This window comes from Paenibacillus oryzae (genome assembly GCF_001675045.1).
Lineage (GTDB): Bacteria > Bacillota > Bacilli > Paenibacillales > Paenibacillaceae > Pristimantibacillus > Pristimantibacillus oryzae.
On record NZ_LYPA01000080.1, the window covers coordinates 308,998 to 324,619 of the forward strand.

Consider the following 15,622-nt stretch of genomic DNA (forward strand, 5'->3'; position numbering starts at 1 on the left):
GCTTATTAGGTCGCTGTTTTTAGGGGATGAAATCCTTTTAGCTGCTCAAATCAGGAGATTAAACAATACGGGATCTTTATTCAGCTCAACGAATTGAAATCCTTTGTGTGTCATGCGGCTTACAAGCGGCTCGTAATCCTCGCGATGCTTCAATTCGATGCCAACAAGCGCCGGACCATTATCCTTATTGGATTTTTTCGTATATTCAAATCGGGTAATATCGTCATTCGGCCCCAATACCTGATCCAGAAACTCGCGAAGCGCGCCTGCGCGTTGAGGGAAGCTGACCATAAAATAATGCTTGTACCCTTCGTAAATCAAGGAACGTTCCTTGATTTCCTGCATTCGGTCAACGTCGTTATTGCCGCCGCTGACGATGCAAATTACATTTTTACCTGCAATTTGCTCCCTGAAGCTATCCAGAGCGGCGATAGGAAGCGCTCCGGCGGGCTCAGCAACAATCGCATTTTCATTGTACAAATCAAGCATCGTTGTACAAACCTTGCCCTCCGGTATAGCGATGACCTCGTCGAGCAGGTCCTTGCAAATACTAAAGGTCAAATCGCCAACCCGCTTGACGGCAGCTCCATCCACAAATTTGTCGATATGCTCCAGCGGCACGACCGCACCTTCGTCCAGCGAAGCCTTGAGCGAGGGGGCTCCTTCAGGCTCAACGCCTACAATGCGAGTAGATGGGGAGACGATTTTGGTATAGGAGGCCACCCCTGCCGCCAGCCCGCCGCCGCCCACAGTCAGGAATATATAATCCGGAGCAATTTCCGCCTTCTCCAGCAGCTCTTGCCCCACAGTTCCGTTGCCCGCGATGATTTTGCGATCGTCGAAGGGATGAATAAATGCCATACCGCTGCGCTGGCTCTCTGCAAGAGCCTCGGCGTAGGCATCATCGAAGGTATCTCCAGTCAAAATAATGTCGACTTGATCGCCGCCAAAAAAAGCGACTTGCTTGACCTTTTGCCTAGGGGTGGTGCTGGGCATATAGATTTTGCCCGGTATGCCCAGGCTTTGACAGGAATACGCTACCCCTTGAGCGTGGTTCCCTGCGCTGGCGCATACGACTCCCTTTAAGGTTTCCTGTGATGATAACGAGCGCATCATATGATAGGCTCCCCTTATTTTAAACGAGCGGACGATTTGCAGGTCTTCTCTTTTTAGCCACACCTGACAATTATAACGTTCCGATAGCACCCGGTTATATTGAAGAGGCGTACGGACGATAACATCCTTCAAATGCATATGCGCCTGCACGATTTCCTCCAGGCTGATGCGGTGCTCTAAATTTGGCTGCGAGCTCATAGGTAAACCTTCCTTCTGAAATAGACTGTTCCTTTTGAATCAAGTCCAAGATTGATTTATTATACCATTAACGATACTAGATTGGGCATGCACGCAGCCATATATGTATCCGGTTCAAGAAAGCGGGGGAGACGGATGAAGAAATTTATGCGAAGGCTTTTGATTTTTCTAGTTGTAGCGGCGGTGTTGATCGGCGGGGGGCTTTGGTGGTTCAGTTCCTATATCGCGCCGGATCAGGAGCGGGATTTGGCCTATGGCAGGATTGACGTCAGGGAAAAAGCGCTGGAGATGATCAGGGCCATGAAGCCCGAGCTGCTTTTGTCGGAGCAAGATATCAACAATTTGATCAAAATGAATATGGACCCCGTTTACTCTGACGCTGTCACGGTGAACGGAGGAGATTTTTCACTGGAGGGCAGCCGTCTATTGGCGGATTTGAATATTACTTATTATGACCGGTTTCCAGCCGGGGTACAGGCTGTTTATGATATGAAATGGGATGGATCAACGATTAAGCTGGAGCCTGTTTCGCTTCGTTTAAAAGATATTTCGCTGCCCGTCAGCATGCTGGAGGAAATCACGGTTCCCCTTGATTTGCCGGTAGGCGATTTATTCACAGTAAAAGATGTACAATTCGCAACCGGACAAATTAAAATTTTGTTCAACATGCAGCTTCCATTTTAAAGATATGGGCGGGGTATCCCGAGACAGGCCGCGCAGTTAGTCAGGCAGTCAGTCAGGCAGTCAGGCCCAGCATAAACGGAATTCTGCTTATTGTTCAAAACTTATGGCGGCAGTCTTCCCGTCTTAGCTCAACTTTAGAGAAGCTAAAGCTGCACTTGAGGGATGTTTAACGCAAAAAAACAACTTCTATCTGGTTTTTCCTGGATAGAAGTTGTTTTTGAATGACTCAGGCCTTCTTAAGATACGACAAACTGAACGACAAGCGGTGTGCCGTCATTCAGTACATCGCCACCGGGGATGGTAATCGCAGTCGTTGTAACGCTGGATGTATCCGCAGTTTGCAACAAGCCGTTAATATAAAGATTGTAGTAATTGTACGAGCCCGGAAATGCTGTGGCGGCAGTACCTTCGTCGTCAGTAAACGCAGTGGCAGCAATAGCGAATGTTGCTCCTGTTCCTGTTCCTGCGCCAAAGGTGGATGCGAATCTTAGACTGTTTTGATATGGGGTTACGATTGGCATGGTTTCTCACCTCCCTACCTAAAAATAGTATATGTGGTAGATTCGGAAGCGCTAGGGCGAAGGAACGGGGAGGTAAAACCATTTTCATCCATGCTACACTTGAATACTAAATTGTACGGTCTCTATAATGATTGGCGTGCCGGCAAATATGATGCCGCTTTGTGCAGGGAAAAACAACATGGTTGGACTTAGGTTATACGAATTGCCTGGTTGCATAAGCCCATTAATATATAGGTTGTTAAAGCTGTTTGTGTCTAGTCCGGAAAATTGGGTAATGTTATTTCCATTATCATCGGTGAAATCCCCCGCAGGAACTGTAACTGAAGAGGACAAGTCCAGATCTGAGGGCGGAAAATAAAAATAGCGATTTGCAGTAGGAATAATTTGAATCGCCGATACATCACCTGTCGGTCCAGTTGGACCGGTAGCGCCATTCGTGCCGATTGCACCTGTTGGCCCAGTAGGTCCGGTAGCGCCGTCAGCGCCCGTTGGTCCTGTTGATCCGGTAGCACCGTCCGCGCCGGTCGCTCCTGTTGGTCCGGTAGCGCCATCCGCGCCCGTTGGCCCTGTTGATCCGGTAGCGCCATCCGCGCCCGTCGGCCCTGTTGATCCGGTAGCGCCATCTACGCCAGTTGCTCCCGTCGGACCAGTAGAGCCGTCCGCGCCCGTTGGCCCTATTGATCCGGTAGCGCCATCCGCGCCCGATGGTCCTGTTGATCCGGTAGCGCCATCCGCGCCGGTCGCTCCCGTTGGTCCGGTAGCGCCATCCGCGCCTGTTGTTCCTGTTGGTCCAGTAGCGCCGTCAGCGCCGGTTGCTCCCGTTGGTCCGGTAGCGCCGTCCGCGCCCGTTGGCCCTGTTGTTCCAGTAGCGCCATCCGTGCCAGTTGCTCCCGCCGGTCCAGTAGAGCCGTCCGCACCCGTTGGCCCTGTCGGTCCAGTAGCGCCATCCGCGCCAGTCGGTCCCGTTGGCCCAGTAGAGCCGTCAGCGCCAGTCGGTCCCGTTGACCCGGTAGCGCCGGTCGCTCCAGTTGCTCCCGTCGGTCCAGTAGAGCCGTCCGCACCCGTTGGTCCTGTTGATCCGGTAGCGCCATCCGCGCCCGTTGGCCCAGTCGGTCCAGTAGCGCCATCCGCGCCAGTTGCTCCTGTTGTTCCGGTAGCGCCATCAGCGCCGGTCGCTCCAGTTGGTCCAGTAGCGCCATCAGCGCCGGTCGCTCCAGTTGCCCCCGTCGGTCCAGTAGAGCCGTCCGCACCGGTTGCTCCCGTCGGTCCGGTAGCGCCATCCGCGCCAGTTGCTCCCGTCGGCCCAGTAGAGCCGTCCGCGCCAGTCGCTCCTGTCGGTCCAGTAGAGCCGTCAGAGCCCGTTGGCCCCGTCGGTCCGGTAGCGCCATCCGCGCCAGTCGCTCCTGTTGGTCCAGAAGAGCCATCCGCGCCCGTTGGCCCTGTTGATCCGGTAGCGCCATCCGCGCCCGTTGGCCCAGTCGGTCCAGTAGCGCCATCCGCGCCAGTTGCTCCTGTTGTTCCGGTAGCGCCATCCGCGCCGGTCGCTCCAGTTGGTCCCGTTGTTCCGGTAGCGCCATCCGCGCCGATCGCTCCTGTTGGTCCAGTAGCGCCATCCGCGCCGGTCGCTCCAGTTGCTCCCGTCGGTCCAGTAGAGCCGTCCGCACCGGTTGCTCCCGTCGGTCCGGTAGCGCCATCCGCGCCAGTTGCTCCCGTCGGCCCAGTAGAGCCGTCCGCGCCAGTCGCTCCTGTCGGTCCAGTAGAGCCGTCAGAGCCCGTTGGCCCCGTCGGTCCGGTAGCGCCATCCGCGCCAGTCGCTCCTGTTGGTCCAGAAGAGCCATCCGCGCCCGTTGGCCCTGTTGATCCGGTAGCGCCATCCGCGCCCGTTGGCCCTGTTGTTCCAGTAGCGCCATCCGCGCCGGTCGCTCCCGTCGGTCCAGTAGAGCCGTCCGCACCCGTTGGCCCTGTCGGTCCAGTAGCGCCATCCGCGCCAGTCGGTCCCGTTGGCCCAGTAGAGCCGTCAGCGCCAGTCGGTCCCGTTGACCCTGCTCCCGTCGGTCCAGTAGAGCCGTCCGCACCCGTTGGTCCTGTTGATCCGGTAGCGCCATCCGCGCCCGTTGGCCCAGTCGGTCCAGTAGCGCCATCCGCGCCAGTTGCTCCTGTTGTTCCGGTAGCGCCATCCGCGCCGGTCGCTCCCGTTGGTCCAGTAGAGCCGTCCGCACCAGTCGGCCCCGTCGGTCCGGTTTTGCCTCTTTTACCGCGCTTTCCTTTCTTACCCTTTATTCCTTGGGGACCTGGAGGCCCTGTTGGTCCTATTATGCAGTGATCAAGATACTGCTTCTTTTCGCACAAAAGATCTTTTTTTCTGGATCTCATTATTTTGCGGTATTTCATGCCTCTGCAATCCTAGATGGATAAGAGATTGTTTGCAGATAATAATGATTGCTCATCAGGATCAAGCTCCTTTCTATTAAAATGTACCAACTGTGATGTAACAGTATATGTATGACAAATGGAGACAGCTATGGCTGGTCTTGAATATGGTCTATTGCCTTTGCCAACAGTAGAATTGAAACCGCGAGGTGTAGTCATATCATTCTGTATTTCATTTTCGATTCTGAAAAGTTGACTTCAACAAGAGTTAAAAACCCATGCTTCAAGCAGTTACCACACAAGATCGTGTCAAGGAAGCTACATGATCTATACTTGTGTGCTGTTGGGCAAGGGTTTTATTATTCTTTTTATAAGGTTGAGGGTTGTTAGCTGCTAATTTGATGAATCGACCAAATGATGCCTTCATTTTCGGTACCGCCAATTTCCAGACCAATAGTAAGACCGTCCGCCACATAAAATAATCCAATTTGGTCATTCAAGCTGAGTGTAGCATCCCCTGCAAGCGTAACCGTCCCGCTGCCCAAAATAGTTCTTAAAGTCAACAAAGTGATATTGACGTTTAAGATAGGGAAGTTGCCAGTAATAATATCTGTTGTTGTCGGCGATGTACGTCTGACTCGGAAGGAAGGAAATATACCTGCCCCAATGCCGATTGTAATTGTTGCTGTGGTTGTATAGTTAATCGTTGCTTTAATGGAATATCGTCCTGTAGCGGGAATGGTAAAAGTTCCAGTAGTCTCATTAAAATTAGCATTACTGAAATAAGGACTTGCTGTAGACCAGTTAGTTAGTTGCGCACTGGAAGATAAACTCACATTGGTTATTCTGCCTGAAAAACCGTTTGTAGCAAAGTTGGGTCCCGTCGCGCCTGTTGCTCCAGTAGTACCAGTCAGCCCGGTCGGTCCAGTAGCACCGACAGAGCCCGTTGGTCCAGTCGGTCCAGTAGCGCCATTCGCGCCAGTCGGCCCTGTGGATCCGGTAGTGCCATTTGCGCCAGCTGCTCCTGTTGATCCAGTAGCGCCGCCCGCACCGGTTGGCCCTGTGGATCCGGTAGTGCCAGTTGCTCCCGTTGATCCAGTAGCGCCGCCCGCACCGGTTGGCCCTGATGGTCCGGTAGTGCCATTTGCGCCAGTTGCTCCTGTTGATCCAGTAGCGCCGACCGCACCGGTTGGCCCTGATGGTCCAGTAGCGCCAACCGCGCCAGTAGGCCCTGTGGGTCCAGTCGCTCCGTCCGCGCCTGTTGGTCCCGTCGGTCCTGTCACGCCATCTGCACCAGTGTCTCCTGTTGGTCCAGTAACACCGTCCGCGCCTGTTGAACCTGTCGGTCCAGTAGCGCCATCTGCACCAGTGGCTCCTGTTGGTCCAGTAACACCATCCGCACCAGTTGGCCCTGTTGGTCCAGTAGCGCCATTCACACCTGTAGCTCCCGTCGGTCCAGTAGCACCGTCCGCGCCTGTTGAACCTGTCGGTCCAGTAGCGCCATCCGCACCTGTTGCTCCTGTTGGTCCAGTAGCGCCATCTACGCCAGTTGGCCCTGTTGGTCCAGTAGAGCCGTCCGCGCCTGTTGAACCTGTCGGTCCAGTAGCGCCATCTGCACCAGTGGCTCCTGTTGGTCCAGTAGCGCCATCTACACCAGTTGGTCCCGTTGGACCGGGAGCGCCGTCCGCGCCCGTTGGCCCTGTTGATCCAGTAGCGCCATCCGCGCCAGTCGGCCCAGTTGACCCTGTTGGTCCGGTAGCGCCATCTACGCCCGTTGGCCCTGTTGGTCCAGTAGCGCCGTCCGCGCCTGTTGAACCTGTTGGTCCAGTAGCGCCATCTGCACCAGTGGCTCCTGTTGGTCCGGTAATGCCTTCCGCGCCCGTTGGCCCCGTCGGACCAGTAGCCCCGTCAGCACCCGCTGGCCCCGTGGGACCAGTAGCGCCGTCTGCGCCAGTCGGCCCCGTCGGACCGGTAACACCGTCAGCACCAGTCGGCCCCGTCGGTCCGGTAACGCCGTCTGCGCCAGTCGCCCCCGTCGGACCAGTAGAGCCGTCCGCGCCTGTTGAACCTGTCGATCCGGTAGTGCCATCCGCACCTGTAGCCCCTGTTGGTCCGGTAACGCCATCCGCGCCTGTTGAACCAGACGGCCCCGTTGCGCCATCAGTACCTGTTGCTCCTGTTGATCCAGTAGCGCCGTCCGCGCCTGTTGGCCCGGACGGTCCAGTAACTCCATCCGCTCCAGTGTCTCCTGTTGGTCCAGTAACACCGTTCGCGCCAGTCGGCCCCGTCGGTCCGGTAGCGCCGTCCGCACCAGTGTCTCCAGTTGGTCCAGTAACACCGTCCGCGCCTGTTGAACCTGTTGGTCCCGTCGCACCATCTGCACCAGTAACTCCTGTTGGTCCAGTAATACCGTCCACGCCTGTTGAACCAGTCGGTCCAGTAGCGCCATTTGCACCAGTGGCTCCTGTTGGTCCGGTAATGCCGTCTGCGCCCGTTGGCCCGGTTGATCCAGTAGCGCCATCCACACCAGTGGCTCCTGTTGGTCCAGTAATACCGTCCGCGCCAGTTGAACCTGTCGATCCGGTAGTGCCATCCGCACCTGTAGCCCCTGTTGGTCCGGTAACGCCATTCGCGCCTGTTGAACCAGACGGCCCCGTTGCGCCATCGGTACCTGTTGCTCCTGTTGATCCAGTAGCGCCGTCCGCGCCTGTTGAACCTGTCGGTCCAGTAGCGCCATCTGCACCAGTGGCTCCTGTTGGTCCAATAGAGCCGTCTGTGCCAGTTGCTCCCGCCGGTCCAGTAGCGCCGTCCGCGCCTGTTGAACCTGTCGGTCCAGTAGCGCCATCCGCGCCAGTCGCTCCTGTTGGTCCAGTAGCGCCATCCGCGCCGGTCGCTCCAGTTGATCCGGTAGCGCCCTCTATGCCAGTTGCTCCCGTCGGCCCAGTAGCGCCGTCAGCGCCAGTCGGTCCCGTTGGCCCAGTAGAGCCGTCAGCGCCAGTCGGTCCCGTTGACCCGGTAGCGCCGTCCGTGCCAGTTGCTCCCGTTGGTCCAATAGAGCCGTCCGCACCGGTTGCTCCAGTCGGTCCGGTAGCGCCATCCGCGCCAGTTGCTCCCGTCAGTCCGGTAGCGCCATCTACGCCAGTTGCTCCCGCTGGACCAGTAGAGCCGTCCGCACCGGTTGCCCCCGTCGGTCCGGTAGCGCCATCTACGCCAGTTGCTCCCGTCGGCCCAGTAGAGCCGTCTGTACCAGTCGGTCCCGTTGGTCCTGTTGATCCGGTAGCGCCATCTACGCCAGTTGCTCCCGTCGGTCCAGTAGAGCCGTCCGCGCCCGTTGGCCCCGTCGGTCCAGTAGCGCCGTCCGCGCCTGTTGAACCTGTCGATCCGGTACTGCCATCCGCACCATTAGCCCCTGTTGGTCCGGTAACGCCATCCGCGCCTGTAACTCCTGTTGGTCCAGTAACACCGTCAGCACCAGTCGGCCCCGTTGGTCCAGTAACACCGTCAGCACCAGTGTCTCCTGTTGGTCCAGTAGCGCCATCCGCGCCAGTCGGCCCTGTTGGTCCAGTAACGCCATCCGTGCCAGTTGGTCCCGTCGGTCCAGTAGCGCCATCCGCTCCAGTGTCTCCTGTTGGCCCAGTAACACCGTTCGCGCCAGTCGGCCCCGTCGGTCCGGTAGCGCCGTCAGCACCAGTGTCTCCTGTTGGTCCAGTAACACCGTCCGCGCCCGTTGGCCCTGTCGGTCCAGTAGAGCCGTCCGCGCCCGTTGGCCCCACGAGTCCGGTAGCCCCGTCAGCACCAGTTGGCCCCGATGGTCCAATAGCGCCGTCTGCTCCAGTCGGCCCCATCGTTCCAGTAGCGCCGTCCGCACCTGTTGAACCTGTTGGTCCGGTAGCCCCGTTCGCGCCAGTTGGCCCTGTTGGTCCAGTAGCGCCATCCGCGCCAGTCTGCCCAGTTGACCCTGTTGGTCCAGTAACACCGTCCGCGCCCGTTGGTCCTGTGGGTCCAGTAGTGCCACCCGCACCTGTTGGCCCAGTTGGTCCGGTAGCGCCGTCCGCGCCAGTCGCCCCCGTCGGTCCAGCAGCGCCGTCCGCGCCCGTTGGCCCAGTTGATCCAGTAGCGCCGTCCGCACCTGTTGAACCTGTTGGTCCAGTAACACCGTCCGCGCCTGTTGAACCTGTCGGTCCGGTAGCGCCATCCGCGCCTGTTGAACCTGTCGGTCCGGTAGCGCCGTCTGCTCCAGTCGGCCCCGTCGGTCCAGTAGCACCGTCCACGCCTGTTGAACCTGTCAATCCAGTAGCGCCATTTGCACCAGTGGCTCCTGTTGGTCCAGTAGCGCCATCCGCACCTGTTGTTCCTGTTGGTCCGGTAATGCCGTCCGCGCCCGTTGGTCCCGTCGGACCAGTAGCGCCATCCGCTCCTGTTGAACCTGTTGGTCCAGTAGTGCCATCTACACCAGTGGCTCCTGTTGGTCCAGTAGCGCCGTCCGCGCCTGTTGAACCTGTCGCTCCCGTCGCGCCATCTGCTCCTGTTAAACCTGTTGGTCCAGTAACGCCATTTGCACCAGTGGCTCCTGTTGGTCCGGTAATGCCATCCGCACCCGTTGGCCCGGTTGATCCGGTAGCGCCATCCACACCAGTGTCTCCTGTTGGTCCAGTAACACCGTCAGCGCCAGTCGGCCCCGTCGGTCCGGTAGCGCCGTCCGCTCCTGTTGAACCTGTTGATCCGGTAACGCCGTCCGAACCAGTGGGCCCCGTCGGACCAGTAGCGCCATCCGCGCCTGTTGGCCCTGGGGGTCCAGTAGTGCCATCTGCACCAGTGGCTCCTGTTGGTCCAGTAACCCCGTCCGCGCCTGTTGAACCTGTCGGTCCTGTCGCGCCAACTGTACCAGTGGCTCCTGTTGGTCCGGTAGCCCCGTCAGCACCAGTGGTTCCCGTCGGTCCAGTAGCGCCATCCGCACCAGTGGCTCCTGTTGGTCCAGTAACACCGTCCGCGCCTGTTGAACCCGTCGGACCGGTAGCGCCATCTGCGCCTGTTAAACCCGTCGGACCAGTAGCGCCATCCGCACCAGTGGCTCCCGTTGGTCCGGTAGTGCCGTCTGCGCCTGATGAACCTGTCGGTCCGGTAGCGCCATCCGCGCCTGTAACTCCTGTTGGCCCAACAGCGCCTCTTTTGCCGCGCTTTCCTTTTTTGCCCTTTTTGCCTCGAGGACCCGGGGGGCCAGTCGGTCCGGTTGGGCCAACTCTGCAATGAGCAAAGGGAGGCTTCTTTCCGCTAAAAATTCCTTTTTTCTTTGTCAGGGACTTTTTACGGGACTTCATAGCTGTGACATCTTGGATGTAGAGGAGATTGGTTGTGAATGACGACGAGCGTTCACCAAGATCAAACTCCTTTCTATTAAAATGTGCAAGGCTGCTGTAACAGTGTATGTATAGCAGATGGCGGCAGCTATGGCTGGATGTGAAAATAGTCTTTTGTCTATTCGGGCAGGACGTTGAAGTAAATCCTTCCATGTTCAGTCATGTAAATCAGCATTTCATGCATTGGAATCAGCGGGTTGTGTCAAAACGATAGCGGTGTATATGAAATAACTGCATAATAAAGCTCACAAGGGAGTGAGGACGCGTTGAAAATACATATTCATATTGATGAACATTGCGAGGAAACCTCCGTTACCATACAGGCAAAAGAATGGACCGAGGAGCTTGCAGCCCTTGTGGCCAAGCTTCAGGCATCCACCCCTCGCCGGCTGCTTGGCGTTGAGGATGAACGTTCCATTTTGCTGGACCCCGCAGAGCTGGATTATGTTTGCGCGGAGCAGCGCAAAGTTTTTGCCGTCACCAAGCAGAGGCGAATCGAGCTCAAAATGAAGCTGTACGAAATAGAAGAGCTGCTTGCCGGGGGAGCATTTATGCGGTTTTCAAAATCAGTGATCGGCAATTTGGATCATATCAACCGTTTTGAGCTGGCCTTTAACGGAAACTTGTGCGTTCATTTTCATTCGGGCAACAAGGAGTATGTGTCCAGAAGCTATGTTGCAGAATTGAAACAGCGTTTAATTATGGGAGGTGGCAAGGATGGTGCGTAACATCATTCAGCGCGGTTTTATGGGAATAAGCTCGGGAGGCATTATTACGTTCATTGCCCTGACGGTGTTAATGATAAACGAAGTGGATGTATCCGTGCCCGATTTATGGAAAAATATGCTGGGGAGCCTGCTGATGGGGGTCTATTTTGGCATCGCCTCACTACTGTTTGAGCATGAAAAATGGAGTCCCTTAAAGCAGCTTGTCGTTCATTTTCTCTTGTCGATCATGCTGTTTTTTCCCATCGCCATAAGCGTGGGCTGGATTGAGCTTCAGTGGCGGCCGATCCTGCTGGGAGCAGGCACTTTTATGATTATTTATGCGATATTCTGGCTTGCGATATCCAGTTATTTTAGAAAACAAGCTCGTTCCATGAACAATTCCGTACGCAAATAAGGGGGTACAAATATGAATGCAATTGTGGAGATTAATGACCTGACCAAGCAATATGGGCAAAAGAAAGCGCTCGATGCCATCACATTCAAAGTAAAGGAAGGCGGCTGCTTTGGGCTTCTGGGGCCTAACGGAGCGGGTAAGTCGACGCTTATGAAGCTTTTGACGGGTATTTTGTCCCCGGATTCCGGCGGTATGACCATAATGGGCATGGATGCAAGAAATAATCGGAATGCCATCATTTCAAAAACGGGGTATGTGCCGCAAGAAATAACGTTATTCGAGACGCTTAGCGCGCGGCGGAATCTTGTGTTTTTTGGGGAAATGTATGGGATGAAGGGAGAGCCGCTTAAACGCAAGATCGAAGAGGTGCTTCAACAGGTCGGGCTGGCGGATCGGGCGAAGGATGCAGTAGGGACTTTTTCGGGCGGGATGAAAAGACGGATTAACATTGCCGCGTCGCTGCTGCATGACCCCAAGCTGCTCATTTTGGACGAGCCGACGGTTGGCATTGATCCTCAGTCGCGAAATCATATTTTTGAAATGATTATGGCTCTGAAAAAAAAGGGCATGACCATCTTGTATTCAACGCATTACATGGAAGAGGTAGAAGCGTTGTGCGAGGATATTGCCATCATGGACAACGGGCGAGTGATTGCCGAGGGTTCGCTGAATGGGGTATTGGAGGCGCATGCGGCCAAAGCCATTTATTTAGAAAGCGATGACGTGACTGTACCGCCTGTACTGGAAGGGATCGCAAAAGCAAGCGCAAAGGGCAGGGGATGGATGCTGGAGAGCAGCGATCCGTTGGCCTTGATGGGACGGCTTGTTCAATATTTTCAGTCCAAGGGCATTCATGTCCGAAGTCTTGAAATGATGACTCCGTCCTTGGAAAGTGTTTTCCTGAAGCTAACCGGCAGCTCGCTTCGCGATGAATGATCGGCCGGTACTAGATAACCACTATGTAACCACTATGAAAAGTAAGGGGTGCCCGGTATGATAGGCAGCATTCTGCGTAAGGAATTGAGTATTACGTTCAAGGAAAAAGGAACGTTTTTCTGGTTGTTCGTTCTCCCTATCTTATTCATTGTTATGTTTTCCGCCATATTCAGCAATACATCCCAGGAATATGCCGTTCGATATTATGATGCTGACCACTCCGTGGCTTCTGAACAGTTGCTTAACCTGATTAACCAAGTGGAGGGCTTTAAGCTGCAAAATAACTCCAATGAGCCGCTTGACGATCAGTTGGAAGGAATACGCTCGGGGAAAATTTCCTCGCTGCTGGTTATTCCGAAGGGTTATGGAGAAAGCCTTCAATCTGGTGCAACGGCCAAGCTGGAGCTATACCGTGATGCGGCGGATGATAATGCTTCAGCGCCGGTGTCTGCTCTGCTGGGCAACATCGTAAGCCAGTACAAAGAGGTTAAGCTTGCCGCCGTATTGGAGGAGCTTGGACAACAAGGCAACGCTGTGGAGAACATACTTACATCTCCGGTTGAGCTTCAAGAGATGAAGGAGTCGGCGGTCAAAATAGATACGGTCACTCAAGTGGTGCCGGGGTATACGGTTATGTTCGTCTTTTTCATTATGATTACGATGGTCCGCAATTTTCTGCGGGACAAAAACTCTGGTATGCTTGCGCGATTGAGCGGGACCCCGATGAGGAGCCATCATTATTTGATCGGAATGTGGGTTCCTAACATAGTTGTTGTCCTTATTCAATGCACCGTTTTGCTTTTGTTTGGTAAAATCGTATACGGACTTCAGCTGGGCGATATAAGTGCCGTCGCGTTGTTGATTTGCTGCCTGGCTGTCTGCTGTACGGGAATCGGCCTAATGTTGTCGATGCTGGTTAGAAGCGAAAATCAGGGCATCGGATTTGTCCAAATCATTACGATGGGCGGCGCTATTGTTGGCGGATTATGGTTTCCCTATGACTTTTTGCCGGAGTTTGTCCGAATGATTGGCAAATTTACGCCGCAGTTCTGGGCCCAGCGAGGCTTGCAGGATGTTATGCTGCGGGGGATGCATATAGATGGCATTTGGCTGAATGCAACCATTTTGCTTGGGATCGGCTTTGTTGGATTAGGGATCGCTCTTCTTGGCTTTAGACGTTTTGCCAATGGTTCAATGCATTAAGTAAACGTCCACTCAAGCTGTAAAATGGCTCCGCCATAGCTGGAAAAACGCTCCTGAATCCATGTTGCCATGGAGTCAGGAGCGTTTAGGATTACAGCATTGGATTAAGCGATGCCTACGCCGCCGCTTGCATTGCCTGTAATAGTTGTAGCGATGTCTATGCCCGCCGTAACGCTAGCGGAGAATACCAGCAGCAGTCTCGTTCCCGCAGTAACCGGGATGGACAAACCGGACGTAATGCCGCTGCTTGTTGCTCCGATGGCTACGATGCCGGTCAATGGAGGGGCAAGTGTAACAGAGGCCCCGGGAACAGCTGTGAAAATATTGTTTGGTGTTGTCGAACTGAAGAGCTGAGCTGTGATGGATACAGTGGAGCCAACAAGGGTCAACGCCAGAGTTGTGCTAAAGAAGCCGGCAATGGATGTGATAGTGCCGTCTCTTGGTACTGAGAATGCAAGGTTTGACAGTAGAGTGACATCGATGGTGCCGCCCAAAACGCTAACGCCAGTAGCAGTTTCTCCAAAGGCAACAAGGCTTGTTGTTCCAGCTAGCCCACCGAGAACAGTGGTAAGGATAGCAGGTGCACCAGATGCAAAGGGGATGATTGCCCCTGCGCCAGTAGCACCAGTGGCACCCGTAGCACCTGTAGCGCCAGTCGCTCCTGTTGGTCCAGTAGCACCTGTAGCGCCAAGTGCACCAGTGGCACCCGTAGCGCCAGTCGCGCCAGTTGGTCCAGTAGCGCCGTCCGCGCCAGTTGCTCCTGTAGCGCCAGTCGCTCCTGTTGGTCCAGTAGCGCCGTCTGCGCCAGTAGCACCTGTAGCGCCAAGTGCACCAGTAGCACCCGTAGCGCCAGTCGCGCCAGTTGCTCCTGTAGCGCCAAGTGCACCAGTAGCACCTGTAGCGCCAGTCGCTCCTGTTGGTCCAGTAGCACCGTCCGCACCAGTTGCACCTGTAGCGCCAAGTGCACCAGTGGCACCCGTAGCACCTGTAGCGCCAGTCGCTCCTGTTGGTCCAGTCGCGCCGTCTGCGCCAGTAGCACCTGTAGCGCCAAGTGCACCAGTGGCACCCGTAGTACCTGTAACGCCAGTCGCGCCAGTTGGTCCAGTAGCGCCGTCCGCGCCAGTAGCACCTGTAGCGCCAAGTGCACCAGTGGCACCCGTAGCGCCAGTCGGTCCAGTAGCACCGTCAGCCCCAGTTGCTCCCGTAGCGCCAGTTGGTCCAGTAGCACCGTCTGCCCCAATTGCTCCTGTAGCGCCTGTTGGTCCAGTGGCGCCGTCCGCGCCAGTTGCTCCTGTAGCGCCAAGTGCACCAGTGGCACCCGTAGCGCCAGTTGCTCCTGTAGCGCCAAGTGCCCCAGTTGCTCCCGTAGCGCCAGTCGGTCCAGTAGCGCCGTCCGCGCCAGTAGCGCCTGTAGCGCCAAGTGCACCAGTGGCACCCGTAGCGCCAGTTGCTCCAGTAGCGCCGTCTGCCCCAGTTGCTCCAGTAGCGCCAATCGCGCCAGTGGGTCCGATAGGTCCTGTCGGCCCAGTTGGTCCAGTAGCGCCGTCAGCCCCAGTGGCCCCCGTAGCGCCCGTAGCGCCAGTCGGTCCAGTAGCGCCGTCTGCCCCAGTAGCCCCAGTAGCACCAGTAGCGCCAGTCGGTCCAGCTGGCCCCCCTGATGGCCCAGTCGCTCCGGTAGCACCCGTAGCACCCGTAGCGCCAGTAGTGCCAGTACCCGTAGCGCCCGTAGCGCCCGTAGCGCCCGTAGCACCCGTAACGCCTGTAGCTCCTGTAGCGCCCGTAGCGCCAGAACCCGTAGCCCCCGTAGCGCCCGTAGCCCCAGTAGCGCCCGTAGCGCCTGTAGCCCCAGTAGTGCCAGTAGTGCCAGAACCCGTAGCGCCAGTTGGTCCAGTAGCGCCCGTAGCGCCAGTGGCCCCGGTAGCCCCCGTAGCTCCTGTTGGCCCTGTAGGGCCTCTATGACCGCGTTTTCCTCGTTTTCCTCGTTTTCCTCTTTTTCCACGCTCTCCACATGGTCCTATTTCACCACATTCACCAATATCTCCGACTGGTCCAACGGCTCCCCTGAACCCGCGTAGTCCACGAGGACCTCGCAAAAATGAAATTTTTTCCCTGTCG

At 56.2% G+C, this 15,622-nt stretch carries 9 protein-coding genes and 1 pseudogene; 5 read left to right on the forward strand and 5 right to left on the reverse strand.

Annotation, left to right across the window (positions count from 1 at the left end):
• Positions 1-45 precede the first annotated feature (45 nt).
• The gene (gene ilvA, locus A7K91_RS25340) at positions 46-1,314 is read right to left on the reverse strand and encodes a threonine ammonia-lyase IlvA (protein WP_068687268.1); all 1,269 of its coding nucleotides are present in this window, start codon (positions 1,312-1,314) and stop codon (positions 46-48) included.
• Positions 1,315-1,449: 135 nt separating this feature from the next.
• On the opposite strand from ilvA, the gene A7K91_RS25345 reads away from it, so the two are divergent.
• A complete protein-coding gene (locus A7K91_RS25345; RefSeq protein ID WP_068687269.1) occupies positions 1,450-1,998 on the forward strand; it encodes an HlyD family secretion protein in 549 nt (182 codons plus the stop codon).
• Positions 1,999-2,234: 236 nt separating this feature from the next.
• On the opposite strand, the gene A7K91_RS25350 is transcribed toward A7K91_RS25345, so the two are convergent.
• The 3 genes from A7K91_RS25350 to A7K91_RS26285 all read right to left on the reverse strand — a co-directional run bounded on the left by A7K91_RS25350 (position 2,235) and on the right by A7K91_RS26285 (position 10,207).
• The gene (locus A7K91_RS25350; protein ID WP_068687270.1) at positions 2,235-2,519 is read right to left on the reverse strand and encodes a DUF4183 domain-containing protein; all 285 of its coding nucleotides are present in this window, start codon (positions 2,517-2,519) and stop codon (positions 2,235-2,237) included.
• A 93-nt stretch (positions 2,520-2,612) separates the two neighbouring features.
• The gene (locus A7K91_RS25360) at positions 2,613-4,910 is read right to left on the reverse strand and encodes a DUF4183 domain-containing protein (RefSeq protein WP_281198665.1); all 2,298 of its coding nucleotides are present in this window, start codon (positions 4,908-4,910) and stop codon (positions 2,613-2,615) included.
• A gap of 365 nt (positions 4,911-5,275) precedes the next feature.
• On the reverse strand, positions 5,276-10,207 hold the full coding sequence (locus tag A7K91_RS26285; RefSeq protein WP_082967745.1) for a beta strand repeat-containing protein: 4,932 nt from the start codon (positions 10,205-10,207) through the stop codon (positions 5,276-5,278).
• Between the two features lie 305 nt (positions 10,208-10,512).
• On the opposite strand from A7K91_RS26285, the gene A7K91_RS25400 reads away from it, so the two are divergent.
• The 4 genes from A7K91_RS25400 to A7K91_RS25415 are packed head-to-tail and all read left to right on the forward strand — an operon-like array spanning position 10,513 to position 13,507.
• Positions 10,513-10,974: a LytTR family DNA-binding domain-containing protein gene (locus A7K91_RS25400; RefSeq protein ID WP_068687280.1), complete on the forward strand. Its 462-nt coding sequence runs from the start codon at positions 10,513-10,515 to the stop codon at positions 10,972-10,974.
• On the forward strand, positions 10,964-11,368 hold the full coding sequence (locus tag A7K91_RS25405; RefSeq protein ID WP_068687281.1) for a DUF3021 domain-containing protein: 405 nt from the start codon (positions 10,964-10,966) through the stop codon (positions 11,366-11,368). The genes A7K91_RS25400 and A7K91_RS25405 overlap by 11 nt, the downstream gene beginning before the upstream one ends.
• Positions 11,369-11,380: 12 nt before the next feature.
• Positions 11,381-12,304 carry an ABC transporter ATP-binding protein gene (locus A7K91_RS25410; protein ID WP_068687282.1) on the forward strand — a complete coding sequence of 308 codons (924 nt, stop codon included), beginning with the start codon at positions 11,381-11,383 and terminating at the stop codon, positions 12,302-12,304.
• 57 nt (positions 12,305-12,361) lie between these two features.
• A complete protein-coding gene (locus A7K91_RS25415) occupies positions 12,362-13,507 on the forward strand; it encodes an ABC transporter permease (RefSeq protein ID WP_068687283.1) in 1,146 nt (381 codons plus the stop codon).
• Positions 13,508-13,611: 104 nt separating this feature from the next.
• Here A7K91_RS25415 and A7K91_RS26290 read toward each other — a convergent pair.
• Positions 13,612-15,594: pseudogene (locus tag A7K91_RS26290) on the reverse strand (exosporium glycoprotein BclB-related protein); the annotation flags it as partial.
• Positions 15,595-15,622 lie beyond the last annotated feature (28 nt).